The sequence below is a fragment of the Rummeliibacillus sp. BSL5 genome (assembly GCF_052928305.1).
Genome location: NZ_JAVGCV010000008.1, coordinates 1 through 20,104 on the forward strand (window position 1 = coordinate 1; position 20,104 = coordinate 20,104).

Below are 20,104 nucleotides of genomic sequence, written 5' to 3' on the forward strand. Positions count from 1 at the left end.
ATCCTTCTCCCATCCAGACTATACTGTCGGCTTTGGATTCTCACCAAAATCCTGCCTTTAAAAAAGGCTCACGGGCTTAGAATTGCTTCATCACCGTCGATTGGGAATTTCACCCGACCCCGAAGGAATATTCTTTTATTCGAAATCATTATAAACTTAGTAAAACAAAAAAGAAAGCTATAAATCTTAGTCACTTCAAAAAAGAGTGCCTTAGAAGCATTTCTTCTAAGGCACTCTTTTTTATTTTCTTTTATATACTATGTCGGTCACCTTCGTGCTGTTCCAGAGAATAGGCGAACAATAAAGACAATCAGCGCTATGACAAGAAGGATATGAATTAATCCTCCGCCAATATGGAATATAAGGCCTAATACCCAGAAAAGAACTAGGAGTCCTATTAGCGTCCAAAGCATCGCAAACATCCTTTCTGCAGATAATTTAAATTTATTTACATATATTTATTACCCCGCAGAACAATTTACTAAACAATCGCTTGCCAAATTATCTTACTCGCAATGATTCTGCTACTAATTCGTAAAATCGCCTATTCACCATATTGAATTCTATTCATTATGAATTAACTTCAACCGCTTTTTTCTTTACTTTTTCCGGCACTACTATTTCTTTAATTTGGTTGTATTTTTCATACTTGCTCATGATTTCTTGCTCTATCTTTACCGGTTGGCCTTGAGCATTCAATGACATTTCCATGTTGAGATTCAACATAGTCGGATAAAATGTCTTTTTATCGATATGAATCTCATAATCTACTTTGTTGATTTTCATATCTTTCAACAATTCAGCAGAATTAGCCATTCCAGCTGGCAATGTTTTTTGAACTTTTTCTTGAATGAAATGAGTGAACTTTTCACCTGAAGCATTTAATAATAGGATATAGTTTTTATCATTTTGTTTAAATTTAAAGTCCTTTACGAATTTCTTCAGTTGTTTAATCTCTGCCATAGGATCTGTTTGTTGGTTGGAAGCTTGCGCTAATTGATCCGCCATTTCAGAAGGGAACTTCATCCATTTTTTTGAATTTGGATCATACGTAAACATACCGTCCTTTGTAAAATAGCTTTTTGTTTGAATCATTTTGTCAGACTCTGGAGCCTTCATCATTAACTTTTGATAGAAAGACATAGGATTTTGAACTACATCCATAATGATGCCTGTATCTGTCTCTACATTATTTTGTCCAGAATTAATATTTTGTATAACTTCCATTTTTGTTCTGTAACTTTTTAAGTTTTTAGAGGCTTCAGTAGATTTTTTAAATACTTGCTCTAATGTTAAACCTGAATCAGCTTTGGCAGTAGAACCATTTTGTTTGTTTTCAGGCTCTGCCTTTGAGTTACATGCTCCTAGCATAAATACCAAAAGTAATCCCATTGTAAGGGAAAGAATTTTTTTCAACACTTCCACTTCCTTCTTTTATATTTCGTCCTACAATTTAGTATAAAGGAAGCACTAAAAAATGCAGTCAACCATATTTACTATTTTTAAATTATTTGTATTTCAATGGAATAAAAGGAAGGTGACATATGTATTATTACCAATTTCTCACACTGAGCATTATGTCTTCTTGATGTTTGTTTCCATAGAACTAATGTGATATTTTCTTTTCCCACTATTTATCAGAAGTTAACACTTCTTCATAAAAACAAAAAAGCTGGTTTCCATATAGGAAATCAGCTTCTTCTCTTTGCATTATGCTTCCACATCATAGCCTTGTTCTTCAATCGCTTCTTTCATAGCAGCAAGCGTTACTTTTGAATCATCATAAGCTACGGCTACATTACCAGCTTCTAAATTCACTTCAGCTGATGATACGCCATCCAATTGATTCAAAGCACCTTCTACTGAAGATTTGCAATGACCACAAGACATACCTTGTACGGCTAATGTTTTCGTTTCCATTCTGTATTCACCTCCTTCAAAGTGTGCCGCTTATAATTTTATCCGTTTCAATCGAAGCGAGTTTGCCACAACGCTGACTGAGCTTAATGCCATAGCAGCACCTGCTATCCATGGAGCTAGTAATCCAATGGCCGCTACCGGAATGCCAGCTGTATTATAGCCGAATGCCCAAAATAGGTTTTGGCGGATATTGCGAATGGTTGCATGACTGATTTTGATCGCCTTTGGTATAAGCAGCAGCTCGCCACCTAGGATAGTCACATCGGCTGCTTCAATAGCCACTTCTGTACCTGTTCCAATTGCAATCCCGATATCCGCTGTTACAAGGGCAGGGGCATCGTTAACACCATCGCCAACCATTGCTACTTTTTTGCCCTGTGCTTGGATTTCTTTGACTTTATCTGCTTTTTCTTCAGGCAGTACTTGCGCGATAACATGATCAATGCCCACTTGTTTCGCAATAGCCTCTGCTGTTCTTTCATTATCGCCTGTCAGCATAATAACTTCCAGACCTTGTTCCTTTAGCTCTTTAATAGCTTGTGGAGCTGTTTCCTTAATTGTATCCGCCACTGCTACAATACCGCGATACATTCCGTCTATCGCCAAAAGCATCGCTGTTTTGCCTTCTGTTTCGAATTCGGTTAAATTTTCATCCTTGCCTTCAATATCAACTTGATGATCAGTCATTAATTTTCGATTTCCGACTAGTACTTGTTTTCCCGCTATCTCTGCTTGTATCCCATGTCCTGGAATTGCGTTAAATACATCTACATCCACAAAGTCAATATCATTCTCCGTTGCATAGGCTACAATGGCGCCTGCTAGTGGATGTTCTGAACCTTTTTCTGCACTTGCTAACAGCTGTAATGCTTCTGTGTCACCATAGAAGTCAGTTACTTCAGGTTTCCCTTTTGTAATGGTTCCTGTTTTATCTAGGACGATTGCTTGCAATTGATGGGTTCTTTCTAAATGCTCTCCACCTTTAAAAAGAATTCCACTTTCGGCAGCTCTTCCTGTCCCTACCATGATAGAAGTTGGTGTTGCGAGTCCCAATGCACATGGACAAGCAATAACAAGTACAGCAATCGCTGCGACTAGTGCCGGTTCAAATTGGCCAGGTTCTACAAATAGAATCCAGATGGCAAAGGTCACCACTGCAATACCAATAACAATAGGTACGAAGTATCCTGATATTACATCCGCTAAACGTTGGATTGGCGCTTTTGATCCTTGCGCTTCTTCAACCACTTTTACGATAGATGCAAGTGCTGTATCTTTGCCTACTTTGATTGCTTCCATTTCAATCGAACCATTCTTATTGATTGTCGAACCTATCAGTTTGGCCCCCGGATCTTTTTCAATCGGGATAGATTCACCTGTTAGCATCGATTCATCAACAGATGTTTTACCTTTCAAGACTATACCGTCTACCGGTATTTTTTCTCCTGGTTTGACAATTAGATGATCTCCAACTTTTACTTCCTCTACTGGAATCATCACTTCGTTTCCATCTTTGACCACGCGAGCCTCTTTTGCTTGTAAATTAAGCAATTCTGAAATTGCGTTAGTAGTTTGAGTTTTAGCCTTTGCTTCTAAATATTTACCAAACAAAATTAAAGTGATAAGAACTGCGCTTGTTTCAAAATACAAATGCGGCATATAGGCTGGATGGCCAATAGTTTTGACTGCTTCGTACAAACTATAGAAATAAGCTGCGCTTGTTCCTAAAGCGACGAGTACATCCATATTGGCCCCGCCATTGCGAAGGTTTTTATAGGCTCCTACATAGAATTGCCATCCGATTATGAATTGAACTGGTGTTGCTAGCGCAAACTGAAACCATGGATTCATAAATATACCTGGGATGCTTATATGGAATAAATGAACTAACATCGTAACTAAAAGTGGAGCGGAAAGAATGGCTGAAACAATTAATTTCAATTTCTTGCCTTGGAGTTCTTTTTCCTTATGGGTTTGCTTTTCCTCCGCTTCTGCTTTTGGTTTTGCATCATAGCCGGTATTTTTAATCTTTTCAATCAAAGAATCTACATCAACCATTCCCGGATTGTATTCAATCATTGCGCTCTCTGTCGTTAAATTGACAGTAGCATTAGATACGCCTGCTTGTTTATTCAATACCTTTTCTATACGGTTCGAGCATGCTGCACAGGTCATCCCAAATACATCAAGGTCCACTTTCTCTGTTAAAACACCATATCCGATGTTCTCAATTTTTTTAGATATATCATCAAGAGATGTTTTGCCTGGATCAAAATCAATGGATGCCTTTTCTGTTGTTAGGTTTACTTGAGCATCTACACCATCCATTTTATTCAATGTTTTTTCAATTCTATTTGAACATGCTGCACAGGTCATGCCTGTTATGCCTAATGTGGCATGGTTTGTTTCGCTCATCATACATCCTCCTTACTTAGAAAATTGTTTTAATACATTCATCAGCTCTGTAATCATATCCTTACCTTCACCTTGTTCAATTGCGTGTGTGACACAATGGTTCATATGCCGTTCGGTTACTGTAAAACCTACATTTTTTAATGCCGCTTGGATGGCACTAATCTGTACGAGTATGTCAACACAGTAGCGGTCCTCTTCTACCATCTTCTGAATTCCTCGCACCTGTCCTTCAATTCTCTTTAATCGGTTAATCACCGCTTGTTTCTCATCTTTTGATCTTGGATGGCTTGGTTTATCGTGCAAGAATTTATCCAAATGAACCACTTCCTTATATTCTGTTTTTCTATACTATACCCCCCTATAGTATTTAATGTCAATGAAATTGTTTGGGCATATTTAAAAAATCTGCGTATTTTTTTATTACGCTTCCGTAGAAATTCGACATAAAAAATAGCCAGCAACCGCAAACAGCTACTGACAAGTTATTCAGGCTAACATTAAAATCAATTACTATTTCTTCTCTTCTCCATCAAATCTGCCATTTGTATGGAGCTTTTCTGTTGTTCATCCCGTAGATTTTCAACAATTCGATTATAATCTTCCTCATTGCGGTTTTGGCTTAATTTATAAGCAGCTTGCACTTCTTTTACTTCAATTTTAAATCCAACAATTCCTTTAATCTGCTTTTTCGCTTGAGGAGAAAGATTCTCCCATAACACAGGATTTTGGCGATGGTTTTCGTATTTTTGTAATAAGAGAATAAGATCCTCTTCTAATTCTTGTTGGGTCATCAGGCTGGCAGAGCCATATACATGGACTGCTTGATAATTCCAAGTTGGAACATTTTCATGCTTATACCAAGAAGAAGAAATGTAAGCATCTGGTCCTTGATACATAACAAGTATTGAATCATCTTCATTCTCAAACGTTCTCCATTGAGAATTGCCATATGCCATATGCCCGGTTATGTAATATTTATTATCCTCTTTATGTAGCTCCAATGGTAAATGGGTGGCAATGGGTTTTCCTTGTTCTGTTGATACGACCGTCCCAAAAGAATTCCCTTGAATAAATTCTTTAATTTCTTCCATATTCGTTTCCTTATAATACTTTGGGATATACATATTCATCTCACCCTTCGAATGAATTGGTTAAACTTTTCACCATGATTAAGTCAATTTGTTCTTCATCACCCATATAGAATGAGTGGGAACCTGATTGTTCAAAACCCATCTTTTTATAAAATGCTATAGCATTTTCATTCTTTTCCCATACGCCAAGCCATATTTTCTTTTTGCCCCATTCATTCGCACATGCAATAGCCTTTTGGTGTAGGGATTTGCCAAGACCATGCTTTTGAAATGATGATCTAATATAAATCCGTTCAATTTCGAGTGAATCATCACCCATTTTTTCAGATTGCGCATCCAGAATGTTGATCTTTAAATAACCTGCAATTTCATCATTCAAATAAATAAAAAAGAATTGAGATGCTGCTGTAGCTAATTCATCTTTAAGTTGTTCTAGATTAAAAGCTTTTTCTAAATACGTTGCCATATTCTCAGGTGAGTTTTGGTCCTTGAATGTATCATTGAATGTTTCTATACTTATTTCTTGAAGTGTTTTAATATCACTAAGATTGCACTGTCTTATTTTTTGAGTCATTATCCATACGCCCCTTTGTATTAATAATTACGCTTATTTCCCTTCTTCACATAATCCCAGTTCTTCTCGATGTTCATTCTTACCTTTTGCAAAAGCTGTAATGTCCGCTCCGCTTCCTCTTCAGAAAAGCCATCCAACGCCACTTTATTGGAATGATCGTTTTCCCGAATGATAAATGGATAAACACTTTGCCCTTTCTGCGTCGGGTAAAGTCTTTTGATTTTTTTATTATGCTGATCTCCCTTCTTCTCAATAAAGCCATTCATATCTAATTTCTTTACGGCTCTGGATGCAGTCGTTCGATCTACCTTTATCATTTCTGCTAACTTTTCGAGAATGATGCCCGGATTTTCACATATTCGGACGAGGTACAAATATTGTCCCTTCGTAAGATCATGTTCTTTAAACTCGATATTGCTAATCGAATCTAAAGCCCTTGCTATCATTCCAATTTCTCGAAGAATGTCTTTCATTATAAACACCTCATATACCTCATATTGTTGCAAATACAACTAAAATTAAGTTAAATTAAATGTAGCGTAATTTTGTTGCATTTGCAATAAAAAATCGAAATTATTGGGGTCTTACTTTCCTTCATGCCAAATAAGCTGAATCTACTTTTATGTGTAGATTCAGCTTATTTGAGTGTATTCAAGTGGGGGGTATACCCTCCCACCCTATTTTTTATCTGTATATTTTTTAATAGCAGGAAGAATTTCTGTACCTATCAATTCAATATTTTTCATGATTTTATTAAACGGTACTCCACCGAACTCTAACTGTCCCATATATCGTTGGTGGCTAAATTGTTCATGTTGATATAACATCTTTTCAATGATTTCTTGCGGGCTGCCGACAAGCATCACACTATCACGCTCTGCACCTTGTTCAAATAATTGACGTGAGAAACCAGATCCATTTGTTCGTTTCATTCCTTCATTGATGTGCGGATAATATTCCGCTAGTGCTTGCTGAGTCGTCTCTGCCGCATAGAAAAAGCCTGTCGTTGCAACTGGAAAATCAGCTGGTTGGTGCCCTGCTTGCATTAATCCTTTGCGATACGCATCGATAGACATTTTAAAATGGGAAACTGGACCGCCGAGCGTTGCTAAAGCCATCGGTACGCCTTGAAGACCAGCCTTAACCGCACTAGTTGGAGTACCGCCGACAGCTCGCCAAATCGGTAAAGAACCATTCTTAGGGCGTGGTAGCACGACAGCATTTCTTAAAGGAGCTCTGAAGTCTCCGCTCCAATTCACCACTTCATTTTCATTAATTTGAAGCAGCAATTCGAACTTTTCCTCAAAGAGCTCTGCGTAATCCTGAACATTATAGCCTAACAATTCGAAGAGCCCAATCCTTGAAGCACGGCCGGCAATAATCTCTGCACGTCCATCAGATATCAAATCAATCGTGGCAAAATCCTCATACACGCGAACAGGATCAGAAGTAGAAATAATTGTAGAAGAGCTGCCGATTTTTATCTTTTCCGTTGCTTGTGCAATCGCTGATAATATCACTGCATGTGCTTGCGAAGCGAAATATTCTTGATGGCTTTCTCCTACACTAAAGAAATCAATTCCTGCTTGCTCCGCTAACTTTGCTGCTTCAATGATTTCTTGAACACGTTGTTTGGCTGAAATGCGTTCACCTGTATGTGGGTTGGCTAAATGATCGCCCAACGTATATATCCCGAACTCCATTCCCTTACTTTCATCAATACGGTATTTTTCCATACCCATTTTTATTCAACACCTTTTCTTAATTTAACGTTTCACAATTTATTCTCTCACCTTACACATCAATTTTTCCCTATGAATCTTTTTGTGTTAACCAAGGGAATTATCTCTTTGTGTCGAAAATTCATGTTAGCATCATGAATTAGCTGTGAAAGGAATGAATCAATATCTTCAATTAGTGTATTTAATGATTGTAAGACAAAGCCGTTTTCCATTTGTGCTAATGGTTGCGGTAGTTCATCTTCATCCAGTATAAAGTACTCCCCATTCGGAAAAATGACAACATCAATAATCAAATCCTCAAAGAATAGGACATTATCTTTGAAACCTGTATTTTTAACGATATTAAAATAAGCGCCTAAATAGTTTTCGTTCTCATCTCTCCAAATATATAAATTAAACGGCTGATCCTTCCAGTAGTATGCTACTGTATAACTGCCTTCAGGGATGGTTAATTCATTTTGTTCAGCTACCATTGTAAAGGAGGTAGCTACTTTATGAAAAAGGACTATAGATTGACTATCCGCTTCCAACAAAAGGCAATGATGATTCACTATTGTTGAATCATAGCGAATTTTTCTTTCGATTACTTTATCAAAACTTTGAATACTTGATATATCCCATTCTGCCATTACTATTCATTTCAACTCCTATCATAGGTTCTGCAATAGCCTAAAACCAATGAGCAGGAGATTCAAAAGTTCTCCTGCTGTTTACTTATTTAGAGTTACTTAACAGAGCATTCTTTTGCAAGTATTCTTTCGCTACTTCTGTCGGACTTTTCCCTTTTACATTCACTTCGTAATTCATAGCCCGCATTTCATCATCGGTTATTTTTCCGGTCAATTTATTTAATGCCTTTAGCATTTCAGGATATTTTTTGGCAGTTGCCTCTTTCATTAAAGGTGCTCCCTGATAAGGTGGGAATAAATGTTGGTCATCTTCCAGTACCTTTAGTTTAAATTTTCTTAATTCACTATCTGTAGAATAAGCATCAACTAAATTAATTTCACCCGATTTGACAGCGTTATAGCGCAATTTCGGCTCCATTGTTACAAGTGAAGAAAAATGAATGCCATACAATGATTGAATTCCCTTATATCCATCTTCCCTATCGGAAAATTCCAGTGTGAATCCTGCGTGAACTTTATCTTGTATTCCTTTTAAATCAGAAATGGACTTGACTCCATATTGATTTGCAAAATGGTTTGACACAGCCAGTGCATAAGTATTGTTATACTGCATGGGCTTCAGCAGTACCATTTCATACTTGTTCAATAATCCATTTTTGGCTTGTTGGTACACTTCTTTCCGATCGGTACTCTTTGCGGTTTCTTTTAGAAATTCAGAAATAGCTGTACCTGTAAACTCTGGATATACATCCACACTGCCAGATTTGAGGGCATTAAACACGAATGAAGTTTTACCAAGTCCCGGCTTTAATTCCACCTGTAAATCTGTCTCATCCTCAATTAATAGCTTGTACATATTAATTAAAATCTCCGGTTCTGAACCAAGCTTCCCAGCAATCACAATTTTCTGGTCTTGCTGTCCAATGAAAGGCGCCAATATAATAGCCACTGCCAAAACACCGATAGAGCCAATGGCTAGGAAAGCTTTTTTGAAGGATAAGCTTTCAAGCTTTTTAAGCAGGTAATCAAATAGAATCGCTAGTAAAGCGGCAGGAATGGCACCTAGAAGGATTAAATTCGTATTGTTTCGGTCAATTCCCAGAAGAATAATGTCACCAAGCCCACCTGCACCAATCAATGCAGCAAGAGTGGCCGTTCCTATAATTAACACGGTAGCTGTTCGGATGCCCGCCATGATAACCGGCATAGCAAGCGGAATTTCAACCTTCAGCAATCGTTTTCTGAAGTTCATTCCCATGGCTCTAGCCGCCTCAATTAATGCGGGATTCACTTCATTTATTCCTGTAAACGTATTGCGTACGATTGGAAGCAATGCATAGGCAACTAACGCAATAATGGCCGGTATTCGACCAATCCCGAATAATGGAATTAAAATACCTAATAACGCTAGAGAAGGTATCGTCTGAATCACAGAAGTGATACCAATTATTCCTTCTGCTATTCTTTTATGTTTTGTGAGATAAATACCTAGAGGGATGGCAATGATGACTGCAAGAATAAGGGAAATCAGTGAAATCTGAATGTGTTCTAGCAGTGCAGCGAATAACTCGCCTCTTCTTTCTTGAAACACATGCAAAAATTCAGTCATTGCTCAGACCCCCTTCATTCCATTCTTCAGATAACAATTGGATAATGGACTTTCGATTAATTCTGCCAATCCATTCACCATCTCTTTCCACAATGAGTTGTTCATGTTGGGACAAATTATCCAATACTTGTTTCAAAGAGGAAGATACAGATATAACAGCGGGATTTTCTAACATTTCACCCTGTCCAAGTGGTTGGATGATTCGCTCTAAATCAACATCAGCCATCCAAGGACTGTGGGCTTGATCACCGATGAATTTCTTTACAAAATCATTGGCGGGATTCATCACAAGTTCACGAGGTGTTCCGATTTGAACAATTTTCCCTTTTTCCATAATACAAATTCGGTCTGCCAGTTTTAATGCCTCTTGCATATCATGCGTGACAAAAACAGTTGTTTTTTTTAGATTCTTCTTTAAATCCAACATATCATCTTGAAGACTCTCTCGACTAATGGGATCTAATGCACTGAAAGGCTCGTCCATTAAGATTATTTCTGGATCTGCTGCCAATGCCCGTATCACACCGACTCGTTGCTGCTCACCACCCGATAATTCCTTAGGTTTCCGATTTGCATACATTTTAGGATCCAACCCCACCATGTCCATCAGTTCATATGCTCGTTCTTTCATCTTTTCTTTTGACCATTTTTTCATTTCAGGAACAACAGTGATATTTTCTTCGATAGTCATATGGGGAAACAGTGCTATCTGCTGAAGTACGTAGCCAATATTCCACCTTAATTCATGGATGTCATACTCACTAATTTTCTGTTCATCAAAAAATATGGTTCCATCGGACAGTGGAATCAATCGATTAATCATTTTTAGGGTTGTTGTCTTGCCACAACCACTAGGCCCAATAAGAACAAAGAATTCTCCCTTCTTTATCTCCAGGTTCAATGAATCGACTGCAATGGTTCCATCTTGGTATCTCTTTGATACATTTTCAAATTTAATCATCATAGTGACCCCTTATATTTTCGTTTCCGTACGTTAACTAATCATTCCCTAGTTCTATACCTTAATCCTTTATTTGTTAAAACTATGATCGTTCTCTGGGATTTTGGTCTTTCAATGATTCTTAGTTGCTGGAATCTAATTTCTAATGAGGTTTGTCTGAGTAAAGGATATCACTCCACCTAGGAAGTTTAAAGTTAAGTGATGTACTATCGTTGCTTAGCATCAATCTGCAGTTATTTATATCGGAAATGATATCCCAATCATTTCGCCCACTGATTCAATCCCATTCTTACTAATATTTCCCTTTAAATACCTTGCAATACGATGTAAGTAGTGTTACGATGCTTTTAAGAATAATTGGAAGGTGAGCAAATGGATAAAGAAATAATGAAAGGTAGTATTGATATACTACTCCTCTCACTTATACATGCCAAAGATATGTATGGCTATGAAATAGTAAAAACTTTAAAGGAAAACAGCAATGAACTTTACAGCATGAGCGAAGGAACGTTATACCCTGCTCTCAAAAGATTAGAGAAAAAGGAATGGATTGAATCATACTGGGTTCAATCTGAGTCTAGCGCCAGAAGAAAATATTATCGCATCACTGATGACGGCTCAAAAGTTGTAAAACGGAAATTACAGGAATGGGAAAAAGTAAACAATTTGATAAATGTATGTGCGGAGGGAATGACATGGATAAAAGATTCGACAACTATATCAGCCAAATTGTCAGCGGACTAAAGTGCAGCAAAGAAGAAAAAAATGACATCAAGGAAGAAATCAAAGATCATCTGACTTTATTAAAAACGGAATATTTAGAAGAAGGTTACTCTGAGGATGTAGCAATACAAAAAGCGCTATATAGTTTTGGAGATGGGAACCATATTCAAGAGGGACTACAGCATTCTTTGTTCCCTTACTACCGATTAATTAAAATCAGCAAATGGATTCTATTTGGTTTGTACTCATTTGTCTTACTTTGGAACTTATTATTGATACGAATGCTAGATCGAATCATCAATTATAAATATTTTAATACATACTTTTGGTATCCTGAAAACACACATAGTTTCTTTGATCTTAAAGTATGGAAACTTAATTCTAATATCATTCCATTTCATAATGTCTATGAATATATAACGGGCACAAATAGATTTAATGTAGATATCATTATTCACAATACAATAGGAAACATTTTAATTTTTATTCCCTTAGGCTTCTTTTTGCCCATCTTGTTCAACAAATATAATTCCTTATCCAAAGTTTTCATCGTCAGCCTTCTGCTTACATGTATCATTGAGCTACTACAATTCTTCCTACAACTTGGCCAGTTTGATATAGATGATATTATTTTAAATACAATTGGAGGTATTGCTGGATACCTTATAATTAAACTTTTAATGAAAGCTTCCCTTTATACTAAAAGGAAGACTAGTCAGAAACAACAAGTAATCTAATAAATCTGAGCAGCATGTATAAAAATTAGCCCTCTACACAATGGACAACCATCTAACCGCATCCATTTGTAAAGGGCATTTATTTTTTTGATTATAATGTTCTCATTCGGTTTGAAGCATGTTTATTCTTTGATGAATTCTTTTGTACTTCTTACTGTATCAATTGGGCGAACCAATTTTTCTATTTTTTCGCGTTTAGGCTCTAAAAACGGTGGCAAAGATAACTTTTCACCAAGTGTTTCGTACGGTTCATCACCCATGAATCCTGGACCATCTGTGGCAAACTCGAATAAAATTTGTGGTGCCACTCTTGCGTAAAGTGATTCAAAGAAGTGACGATTCACATAACCAGAAGTATGGAAGCCGAAGCTATCCATCCGTTGCGTCCACTCATCTAGTACAGCTCGGTCTTCTACTCGGAAAGCCGCATGGTGTACTGTACCGAATCCTTGTCGGGCATCTGGCAGAATAGAGTTGTGCTCAACAACTACAGATGCACCATTCCCCCCTTCACCTACTTCGAATAAGTGAAATGATCCTTCTTTCGCAATCTCTTTAAATAATAGAACTTTCTCCATCATTTCTTTAAAGTAATCAAAGTTTGCAATTCGAACAAAGACAGGTCCTAAACCAGTAATCGCATACTCAAGTGGGATAGGTCCTTGTTGCCAAGGTGTTCCTGATTCCACTCCTGTATTGATTTCATCTGAGATCAATTGATATTGTTGATCGTCAAAATCAACAAAAGAGAGCGTATTCTTGCCAAATTGTTTCACAATACCAGTATGCTTAACTTCTAATCGATCAAAGCGTTTTTCCCAATAGGCTAATGCTGCATCACTTGGCACACGGAAAGATGTTTTTGATATCTCGTTTGTTCCATGAATACCCTTCGGAATACCAGGGAAGTCAAAGAAAGTCATGTCTGTTCCCGCACTACCTTTATCATCGGCAAAGAATAAATGATATGTTTGGATATCATCTTGATTGACTGTTTTTTTCACTAATCGCATACCTAATACATAAGTGAAAAATTCATAGTTCTTTTCTGCACTGCTAGTAATCGCTGTTACATGGTGTATTCCTTTAAGATGGTTCATTTTTTATTCCTCCTAGAATATAGTTTTAATTTATATATTTGATCTATACGTTCTGCTATTCATTTTCTTCAATCGGTGATAAATGTGCTTCAATCTCTGCTCTGCGTTCCTCTAAAAACGGTGGCAAATCAAGTTTTTCGCCTAAGTGTTCCACATCCCCATCTATTGCAAAACCTGGTCCATCTGTTGCTATTTCAAATAAAATTCCATTTGATTCTCTGAAGTACAAGCTTTTAAAGTAAAAGCGATCAATGATGCCAGAGGTGTGGAAGCCGCGTGCCCGTACTTTCTCCTCCCAAAAAGCAAGCTCTTCTTCATCTTTTGCTCGGATGGCTAAATGATGTATACTGCCACGTCCCGGTCTTTCAGTAGGACCATCTAAGTATTTCACAATTATTTCACCAAAAGGCTCTCCCTTGATGGATTGGAAGATCGCTTCATCCTCTGAATAATGCACAGTAGTATAACCAAAAACATCCGTAAGAGTATTTGCTAGCTTTTCGAGTCTTCTCACTGTAATTTCTACAGGACCCATCCCTTGTATTTGATGTTCAGCTGGCACCTCAGACTTCAACCATGTTTCCCAGTGTGCTACTTTTTCACCGTTTGCAGTAAGCAACACTAGTCGAAGGCCTTCGGGATCTTCAAATTTCAAGGCAGGACGGCCAGCGTAAGTGACCACCCCACTATGAGCCACGCCATTTTCATCTAAGCGTGATTGCCAGTAATGCAGGCTGTCTTCTGATGGAACAAGCAATCCAATTCTTGTGATGGCATTTGTACCGCGATGTGTTTTTCCTGCGGGTGGAATTTCAAAGAATGATAATTCAGTGCCTGGACTACCTGTCTTATCTCCGAAAAACAGGTGATACATTGATGCATCATCTTGATTCACCGTTAGCTTTACACGGCGTAATCCCAGAACATGCCGATAAAAATGATTATTCTTGTTTGCACTTTTGGTAATCATGGAAATGTGGTGATGACCTGCTATTTTATACATAAATAAATCCCCCTTGTACTTAACACGTTAAGTGATAATCAAAAATGATAGCGCAGATCCATGCGCATTTAGTTCTCTAATTTGTTTTCAGTATGTTTTTGTAGCTTATTCATCAACATATATAGTGTTTTCTGTTCTTCCTCTGTCAAACACTCGTCAAGAATAGCCGTTTGAAAAGCAAGCTGATGATCAAAAACTTCCTCTATTTTGCGCTCCCCTTGTGGAGTAAGGACAATCCATTTTGTTTTCCAGTCTTGCTTTCGTTGGATATATCCCTCTTTTTCTAGCCGTGTGAGCATACGTGAAATACCGCCCTCTGACAAGGTTGCTTTTTCGGCGAGCTGACTTTGTGTGATAGGTTGATAAATCGAAACCTGATTTAATACATCAAACTGCGCAACCGTAATATCAAATTGTTTTAAAAAGTCATTTGATAATAAATTGCTTTGATGCGTGAAACGAGCAATGCGAAGCCAGATTAATGAACCTAAAGTATTCTTCTTCAATACGACTCACTTCCTTTTGTTACTATCACTTTACACCTCAAGTGAAGAAATTACAAGAAAAACATCTCGAATTAAAGATATTTTTTTATTTACCTTTAAAATGTGTTCTCACCTTCTTAATAAGATACCCAAAAAAGCCCTTTATAACAGATAGCCGAGGCTAATCCATTCATAAAGAGCTTTTCCATAATCTAGTTGAAATTTACTTTTATACTGCTAATACAATACGATTGCCAGAAGGATCAACCGTCACATACTGATTATCTTCTTCAAGAATCTTTGCACCAATTTTCTCCAAGTTCATTACTGCTTGTTTACGTACCTCATCGTTATCGAATAGAAGCGTAAATGATTCGAGACCAACGCTGTTCTCGGCTGGTGCTGGAATTCCTACACCGTTCCATGTGTTGACACCTAAATGATGATGGTATTTTCCGTAAGAAAGGAACAATGCCTGATCTCCAAAACGATTCACGACTTCCATTCCCAAGCCTTTCACATAAAACTCTTCCGTTTTGATAAGCTCTGACACATGTAAATGAACGTGCCCCATTACACTATCTTTCGGCATACGATCCCAAGGCTGATCCGGAGTGGCATACTTTAACAAAGTGTCGAAGTCTAACGGATCAACCGCCATGTCTACTTCATTGTCGCTCCATTTCCATTCAGAGGGAACTCGGTCGCGATAGATTTCAATCTGGTTTCCATCTGGGTCATTCAAGTAGAGCGCTTCGCTAACGAGATGATCTGAAGAACCAAAACGAACACCGTTTTGCACTAAATGAACAACAATATTAGCCAAGTCCTTCTGTTCCGGCAATAAGATGGCAAAATGATATAAGCCGGTTGTTCTTTCTTGTTTAGGAATTACGTTTTCAGGTTGTTCAAGCGATAGAAAGCTCGTTTTTCCATCTGTGGTTAGTTTTGCTGCAGAAGCTGTTTGCTCTAAAATATCAAAACCAAGTATATCCTTATAAAACTGTAAAGAACGATTCAAGTTTAGTACTCTTATTTTGACATGCCCCACAAATGTAGTGGGCTTAGTATGAAATATCATTATTATAGTCCTCCTTATATTAAGCACGATTGTTTTTTATTCATCAAGTTACTTTATGTAAGTTAGTTTATTTATATTATTAAGTTTTGTCAAGTTATTAAGTTTAATATTATAACTGAAATTCATTTTGTGGTAAAATCAATTATAAGAGAGGTGCACTTAAAAGATGAAACTACCTACAATTTGCCCTAAATTTGAAAAAGCTATTTCATTGTTAAGCCAGAGGTGGACCGCATTAATTATTTATCAATTACTGACGGGTCCCCAACGATTCAATGAAATTCAAACTTCGATTGGCATAAGCGGAAAGGTATTATCAGATCGATTGAAGGATTTAGAGTCACAAGATATTATCAAGCGCGAAGTTATTCCAGAAACTCCCGTTATCATTGAATACTCACTAACAGAAAAAGGACAATCCATGGAATCTATTTTAAGAGAAATCGAAAATTGGTCCCAAGCTTGGATAAAACCGGATGCTGAGTTCCTTGAAGATTAATGTTGGATTGGCTATCAATAAAAAAGGGTTATCTGCCATTCATTGATTTGGCGAGATAACCCTTTTAGTTTAAGAAATAACCTAAAAAGACAAGTATTTATACAACAATAATGTTTTATTAATTCATTAAAATAATCTTTTCAAATTTTATCTTCCGTTTTTTATCGCTCCTTAATTTACTACCTTTTTTCCCTTTATATTCTCAATCTATCTTTTGATAACTAGTTTCAAATTTTGTTTTCTTCTTGAAATTATTGTTTACAAGATAAATACCTATTAAAATGAAAGTGCCTCCCTCTATAAGCGAATAGGAAATATGTTCGTTTAGCAAAACATTCCCAGTTAGAACACCAAAAAAAGGGGCTAAAAATAGATATGAACTCGTTTTGCCTGGATCACCCTTTTGTAAAAGGAAGTACCACACTGCAAATTGAACAATTGAAGACATTATGCTTAACCATAAGAGAATAAATAATGAATATTTATTAATATGAAAGAATGGCTCTTCGAGTAGTAAACTTAAAATTATAAGAATGCCTCCACCGAATAACATTTGATAGGCGGAAAGCACCCAAGTATTAAAATCAGCACCCCATCTACTAACTAATATTGTAGAAAGAGCCCAAAATATAGCGGCGAATGCTCCAAAGACTAACCCAATCCTAAAATCATTAATGCCTCCTAAGGTAATTCCAACTCCTAAAAACCCTAGAATAACTCCACTCCATTGATACCATTTGTAACGGTTGCCCATAAAAATAGTCCCGAAAATAATAACTAGAAGAGGATTCATAAAAGTTAAAATAGACGACTCACTGGCAGATATAGTTCTTAAGCTTATAAATATGCATCCCATTACTCCGGCAGTTTGTAGAGAACCAATAATTATCACTCTTCCCCAATCCTTTATCGCAATAGGATGTGGCCTTTTTTGTACCAATACAATAACACTCATAATACATCCTGCTAGAAAGAAACGTAGTCCAGCCAATAACAAGGGAGATGAGTAGTTCAATCCGATTTTCCCTACGGCAAAAGATGAACCCATTAAGATAGTAGTCAAGATGATTAATGTAAAAAAGCTATATTTTTTCATTTATACTGAACCTCCAATTCAATTTCATTGTGAATAAAAAAACCCCTACCTTCCTTGTAGATCAGGTTCCTTAGTATTATTATAAAAGTTAGATAATACGATATTCATCGAAATATGGAATGCAGAGGTGATCAATTTGAGTATACATCCGGATATCACGGCACTAACTGCTTTACTTACAGAGAAATCGCGGGCAACTATACTGGCGGCTTTAATGGATGGAAAATTTCATACAGCAAGCGAGCTAGCTTACATGGCCTCAATCAAACCTCAGACAGCCAGCTTTCACCTTTCAAAATTAGAAGAAAATAGTCTTGTAATTTGTGAAAAGCATGGGCGTTTCCGTTACTTTCGATTAGCCAATGAAGAGGTAGCTAATACTCTTGAGGTATTTATGTCTATATCCTCCCCACCCGAGGTTCGTTCTTTAAAACAATCAAGCCAATTAAAAAGATTAGAAAATGCAAGAACCTGTTACGACCATTTAGCAGGACGCATAAGTGTTAAATTAACAACTATAATGCTAGATAATGGATACATAGAAAAAAGTAATAAACAATTTATCGTAACAGTAAAAGGAGAAGAGTTTTTTAATAGCCTAGGAGTAAATATAGTTGGTTTATCTAAAAAGCGGCGTTCCTTTTCTCATGCATGCCTCGATTGGAGTGAACGCACTCATCATTTGGGAGGGGCTTTAGGAAATGGATTATTTGAGAGATATATAGAACTGGGATGGATAGAGGCTAAATTGAATTCACGTGAAATTGTAATTACAGACAAAGGGAAGATAGGTTTTAAGGAATATTTTGGACTAGAAGTTTCAATATAGCTTTTAAAAGTATGTTTTATGTATTATATTCTTTTCTGTTCAAACTATTAAAAGGGTTATCCGCCATTTTGGTGAGATAACCCTTTATTTTTTCGTTACTGCTATTTACTTTTCTCTAAGACATCAATAAGTATTTCTTCAATTTCTTTCGCAATGACAACTAGCTCGTCATCGTTTAATAAACCAATCATTGCTGTAGGCTTAGGCAACCCTATTTTTGTTTGCCCTTCCTCTTCATACACCGCAATTTTGCATGGCAAAAAGTAACCGACTAATGGATTATGCGCTAGTACACGGGCCGCTTCTACTGGATTGCAAACCTCAAGTATTCTGTAAGGTTTTTGATAACTGTTGACACCTTTTTTCTGTAAAGTTTCCGTTAAGTTAAGTTGCCAAAGTACCCCGAATTTATTATCTTTTAGGTTTTTTTCAATAGATTCAATTGATTCATCTATTGTTTTAGTTGTTAGCACTGTATAGTGAAAATCCATACGATCAAGCCCCCCATTATTTTATAAGATATCTACCCATATTTTTATGGCTGTTCCCAATATTAAAACGGCTAAGATTCCTTGCAAGACTTTTGTGTTTATTTTTTTGCTTATTTTTGCGCCAATAGGAGCTGCAATCAAACCAGCAATAATTACAATCATCGCTGTTTTGTATTCAATTTGCCCAGTTGAGATTTTACCGATTGATCCTGCAATAGATGAGATAAATGTGATGGCTAAGCTGGATGCAATGGTCATTCGTGTCGGAATGCGAAGTATCAACAACATGATAGGTATTAGTAGGAAGCCTCCACCTGCACCTACAATGCCGGAACCAATTCCTACAATGAACGCTAAGCCAGCTGCTAGCGGTTTATTGAACGTCACTTCAGCTAAGGAAAGATCGTCCTTCGCCTTTTTTGGAATAATCATCATAATAGCTGCTAACAATGCTAAAATACCATACACAATGTTGACTTGTTCCTCAGTTAAACTCTGCGAACCAAAGCTGCCGATAAATGTTCCTACTAGAACTGATAACCCCATCACGGTAATTAACGATTTATTTAAATAGCCCCCTTTACGAAAACCTATAACACCTGCGATCGATACAACTAATACATCAAGCGCGCTAATGCCAGAAACTTCGTGGGCCGTTAAAGCCTGAAAGCTAAATAGAGGCGGAATCATGAGGAGCATCGGATATTTAACAATGGCACCACCTATTCCAAGCATGCCCGAAAGAAATGAACCGATAAAACCGATAGCAAAAAGAAGCAGCACATAATATATATCCATATTGTTTCCTTCTTTCTAACGACTAAACCTGAAGCATTGAAATCCTTCTGGTTAAAAAGAAAAGTGAGTCGTACCACAACTCACTTTTATCATTAAGATTTTTTAATATAGAACGTTAATACATCTGCTTCTTCTTTATGATCTAAAAGTGTATGGCCTGCTGCAGCTGACCAAGCTGTTAAATCGGCTAATGCCCCTTTATCCGTTACTTGCACTTCTAAGATTTGCCCTGATTCTAGTGTATCCATTGCTTTTTTTGTTCGTACAATTGGCATTGGACATGATAATCCTTTTGCATCTAACACTTTGTTTATTTCCATT

24 protein-coding genes and 1 riboswitch are annotated in these 20,104 nt (G+C 37.0%); of the genes, 4 read left to right on the forward strand and 20 right to left on the reverse strand.

Going from position 1 to position 20,104, the window contains the following annotated elements:
* Positions 1–131: riboswitch (FMN riboswitch) on the reverse strand. This riboswitch is flagged as partial in the annotation.
* Positions 132–266: 135 nt separating this feature from the next.
* The 12 genes from RCJ93_RS15105 to RCJ93_RS15160 all read right to left on the reverse strand — a co-directional run bounded on the left by RCJ93_RS15105 (position 267) and on the right by RCJ93_RS15160 (position 10,941).
* Entirely contained in the window at positions 267–413 is a 147-nt protein-coding gene (locus tag RCJ93_RS15105; RefSeq protein WP_149032026.1) for a lmo0937 family membrane protein, read from the reverse strand.
* Between the two features lie 157 nt (positions 414–570).
* On the reverse strand, positions 571–1,419 hold the full coding sequence (locus tag RCJ93_RS15110) for a DUF6612 family protein (RefSeq protein ID WP_251648433.1): 849 nt from the start codon (positions 1,417–1,419) through the stop codon (positions 571–573).
* A 291-nt stretch (positions 1,420–1,710) separates the two neighbouring features.
* Positions 1,711–1,920 carry a copper chaperone CopZ gene (gene copZ, locus RCJ93_RS15115; RefSeq protein WP_147198042.1) on the reverse strand — a complete coding sequence of 70 codons (210 nt, stop codon included), beginning with the start codon at positions 1,918–1,920 and terminating at the stop codon, positions 1,711–1,713.
* A gap of 30 nt (positions 1,921–1,950) precedes the next feature.
* On the reverse strand, positions 1,951–4,335 hold the full coding sequence (locus tag RCJ93_RS15120; RefSeq protein ID WP_446739442.1) for a heavy metal translocating P-type ATPase: 2,385 nt from the start codon (positions 4,333–4,335) through the stop codon (positions 1,951–1,953).
* A gap of 12 nt (positions 4,336–4,347) precedes the next feature.
* Positions 4,348–4,650 (reverse strand): metal-sensing transcriptional repressor, encoded by a 303-nt coding sequence (locus RCJ93_RS15125; protein WP_066790524.1) that lies wholly within the window; start codon positions 4,648–4,650, stop codon positions 4,348–4,350.
* 188 nt (positions 4,651–4,838) lie between these two features.
* Complete coding sequence (locus RCJ93_RS15130) at positions 4,839–5,459, reverse strand: FMN-binding negative transcriptional regulator (RefSeq protein WP_150285495.1); 621 nt, start codon at positions 5,457–5,459, stop codon at positions 4,839–4,841.
* Positions 5,460–5,466: 7 nt separating this feature from the next.
* Positions 5,467–6,000, reverse strand: coding sequence for a GNAT family N-acetyltransferase (locus tag RCJ93_RS15135; protein ID WP_446739445.1), 534 nt, complete (start codon positions 5,998–6,000; stop codon positions 5,467–5,469).
* A gap of 20 nt (positions 6,001–6,020) precedes the next feature.
* Entirely contained in the window at positions 6,021–6,473 is a 453-nt protein-coding gene (locus RCJ93_RS15140; RefSeq protein ID WP_446739446.1) for a MarR family winged helix-turn-helix transcriptional regulator, read from the reverse strand.
* Between the two features lie 204 nt (positions 6,474–6,677).
* On the reverse strand, positions 6,678–7,736 hold the full coding sequence (locus RCJ93_RS15145; RefSeq protein WP_446739537.1) for an LLM class flavin-dependent oxidoreductase: 1,059 nt from the start codon (positions 7,734–7,736) through the stop codon (positions 6,678–6,680).
* 65 nt (positions 7,737–7,801) lie between these two features.
* Complete coding sequence (locus RCJ93_RS15150) at positions 7,802–8,371, reverse strand: DUF402 domain-containing protein (RefSeq protein ID WP_446739447.1); 570 nt, start codon at positions 8,369–8,371, stop codon at positions 7,802–7,804.
* Positions 8,372–8,456: 85 nt separating this feature from the next.
* The gene (locus RCJ93_RS15155) at positions 8,457–9,980 is read right to left on the reverse strand and encodes an ABC transporter permease/substrate-binding protein (protein WP_446739448.1); all 1,524 of its coding nucleotides are present in this window, start codon (positions 9,978–9,980) and stop codon (positions 8,457–8,459) included.
* Positions 9,973–10,941, reverse strand: coding sequence for an ABC transporter ATP-binding protein (locus tag RCJ93_RS15160; protein WP_150285499.1), 969 nt, complete (start codon positions 10,939–10,941; stop codon positions 9,973–9,975). The genes RCJ93_RS15155 and RCJ93_RS15160 overlap by 8 nt, the downstream gene beginning before the upstream one ends.
* A 372-nt stretch (positions 10,942–11,313) precedes the next feature.
* On the opposite strand from RCJ93_RS15160, the gene RCJ93_RS15165 reads away from it, so the two are divergent.
* Both RCJ93_RS15165 and RCJ93_RS15170 read left to right on the forward strand, forming a co-directional pair.
* Positions 11,314–11,685 (forward strand): PadR family transcriptional regulator, encoded by a 372-nt coding sequence (locus RCJ93_RS15165; RefSeq protein WP_446739449.1) that lies wholly within the window; start codon positions 11,314–11,316, stop codon positions 11,683–11,685.
* Complete coding sequence (locus RCJ93_RS15170) at positions 11,637–12,401, forward strand: VanZ family protein (protein WP_150285501.1); 765 nt, start codon at positions 11,637–11,639, stop codon at positions 12,399–12,401. Before RCJ93_RS15165 ends, RCJ93_RS15170 begins: the two co-directional genes overlap by 49 nt.
* Positions 12,402–12,523: 122 nt before the next feature.
* On the opposite strand, the gene RCJ93_RS15175 is transcribed toward RCJ93_RS15170, so the two are convergent.
* From RCJ93_RS15175 to RCJ93_RS15190, 4 genes are all read right to left on the reverse strand, one after another.
* A complete protein-coding gene (locus RCJ93_RS15175) occupies positions 12,524–13,501 on the reverse strand; it encodes a ring-cleaving dioxygenase (protein ID WP_446739450.1) in 978 nt (325 codons plus the stop codon).
* Positions 13,502–13,556: 55 nt separating this feature from the next.
* Positions 13,557–14,504, reverse strand: a complete 948-nt coding sequence (locus tag RCJ93_RS15180; protein ID WP_446739451.1) for a ring-cleaving dioxygenase — start codon at positions 14,502–14,504, stop codon at positions 13,557–13,559.
* Positions 14,505–14,572: 68 nt separating this feature from the next.
* Positions 14,573–15,010: a MarR family winged helix-turn-helix transcriptional regulator gene (locus RCJ93_RS15185; protein ID WP_147198018.1), complete on the reverse strand. Its 438-nt coding sequence runs from the start codon at positions 15,008–15,010 to the stop codon at positions 14,573–14,575.
* 208 nt (positions 15,011–15,218) lie between these two features.
* Positions 15,219–16,070: a VOC family protein gene (locus RCJ93_RS15190; protein ID WP_446739452.1), complete on the reverse strand. Its 852-nt coding sequence runs from the start codon at positions 16,068–16,070 to the stop codon at positions 15,219–15,221.
* A gap of 166 nt (positions 16,071–16,236) precedes the next feature.
* On the opposite strand from RCJ93_RS15190, the gene RCJ93_RS15195 reads away from it, so the two are divergent.
* Positions 16,237–16,569: a winged helix-turn-helix transcriptional regulator gene (locus RCJ93_RS15195; protein WP_446739453.1), complete on the forward strand. Its 333-nt coding sequence runs from the start codon at positions 16,237–16,239 to the stop codon at positions 16,567–16,569.
* A 202-nt stretch (positions 16,570–16,771) separates the two neighbouring features.
* On the opposite strand, the gene RCJ93_RS15200 is transcribed toward RCJ93_RS15195, so the two are convergent.
* Entirely contained in the window at positions 16,772–17,665 is an 894-nt protein-coding gene (locus tag RCJ93_RS15200) for a DMT family transporter (RefSeq protein ID WP_446739454.1), read from the reverse strand.
* 136 nt (positions 17,666–17,801) lie between these two features.
* Between RCJ93_RS15200 and RCJ93_RS15205 the strand changes: the two genes are divergently transcribed.
* A complete protein-coding gene (locus tag RCJ93_RS15205) occupies positions 17,802–18,494 on the forward strand; it encodes an ArsR/SmtB family transcription factor (RefSeq protein WP_446739455.1) in 693 nt (230 codons plus the stop codon).
* A 101-nt stretch (positions 18,495–18,595) separates the two neighbouring features.
* Here RCJ93_RS15205 and RCJ93_RS15210 read toward each other — a convergent pair whose 3' ends face one another.
* The 3 genes from RCJ93_RS15210 to RCJ93_RS15220 all read right to left on the reverse strand — a co-directional run bounded on the left by RCJ93_RS15210 (position 18,596) and on the right by RCJ93_RS15220 (position 20,103).
* Positions 18,596–18,985, reverse strand: a complete 390-nt coding sequence (locus RCJ93_RS15210) for a DUF302 domain-containing protein (protein ID WP_446739456.1) — start codon at positions 18,983–18,985, stop codon at positions 18,596–18,598.
* A 21-nt stretch (positions 18,986–19,006) separates the two neighbouring features.
* The gene (locus tag RCJ93_RS15215) at positions 19,007–19,783 is read right to left on the reverse strand and encodes a sulfite exporter TauE/SafE family protein (protein ID WP_150285513.1); all 777 of its coding nucleotides are present in this window, start codon (positions 19,781–19,783) and stop codon (positions 19,007–19,009) included.
* Between the two features lie 92 nt (positions 19,784–19,875).
* The gene (locus RCJ93_RS15220) at positions 19,876–20,103 is read right to left on the reverse strand and encodes a sulfurtransferase TusA family protein (protein WP_150285514.1); all 228 of its coding nucleotides are present in this window, start codon (positions 20,101–20,103) and stop codon (positions 19,876–19,878) included.
* Position 20,104: the final 1 nt, after the last annotated feature.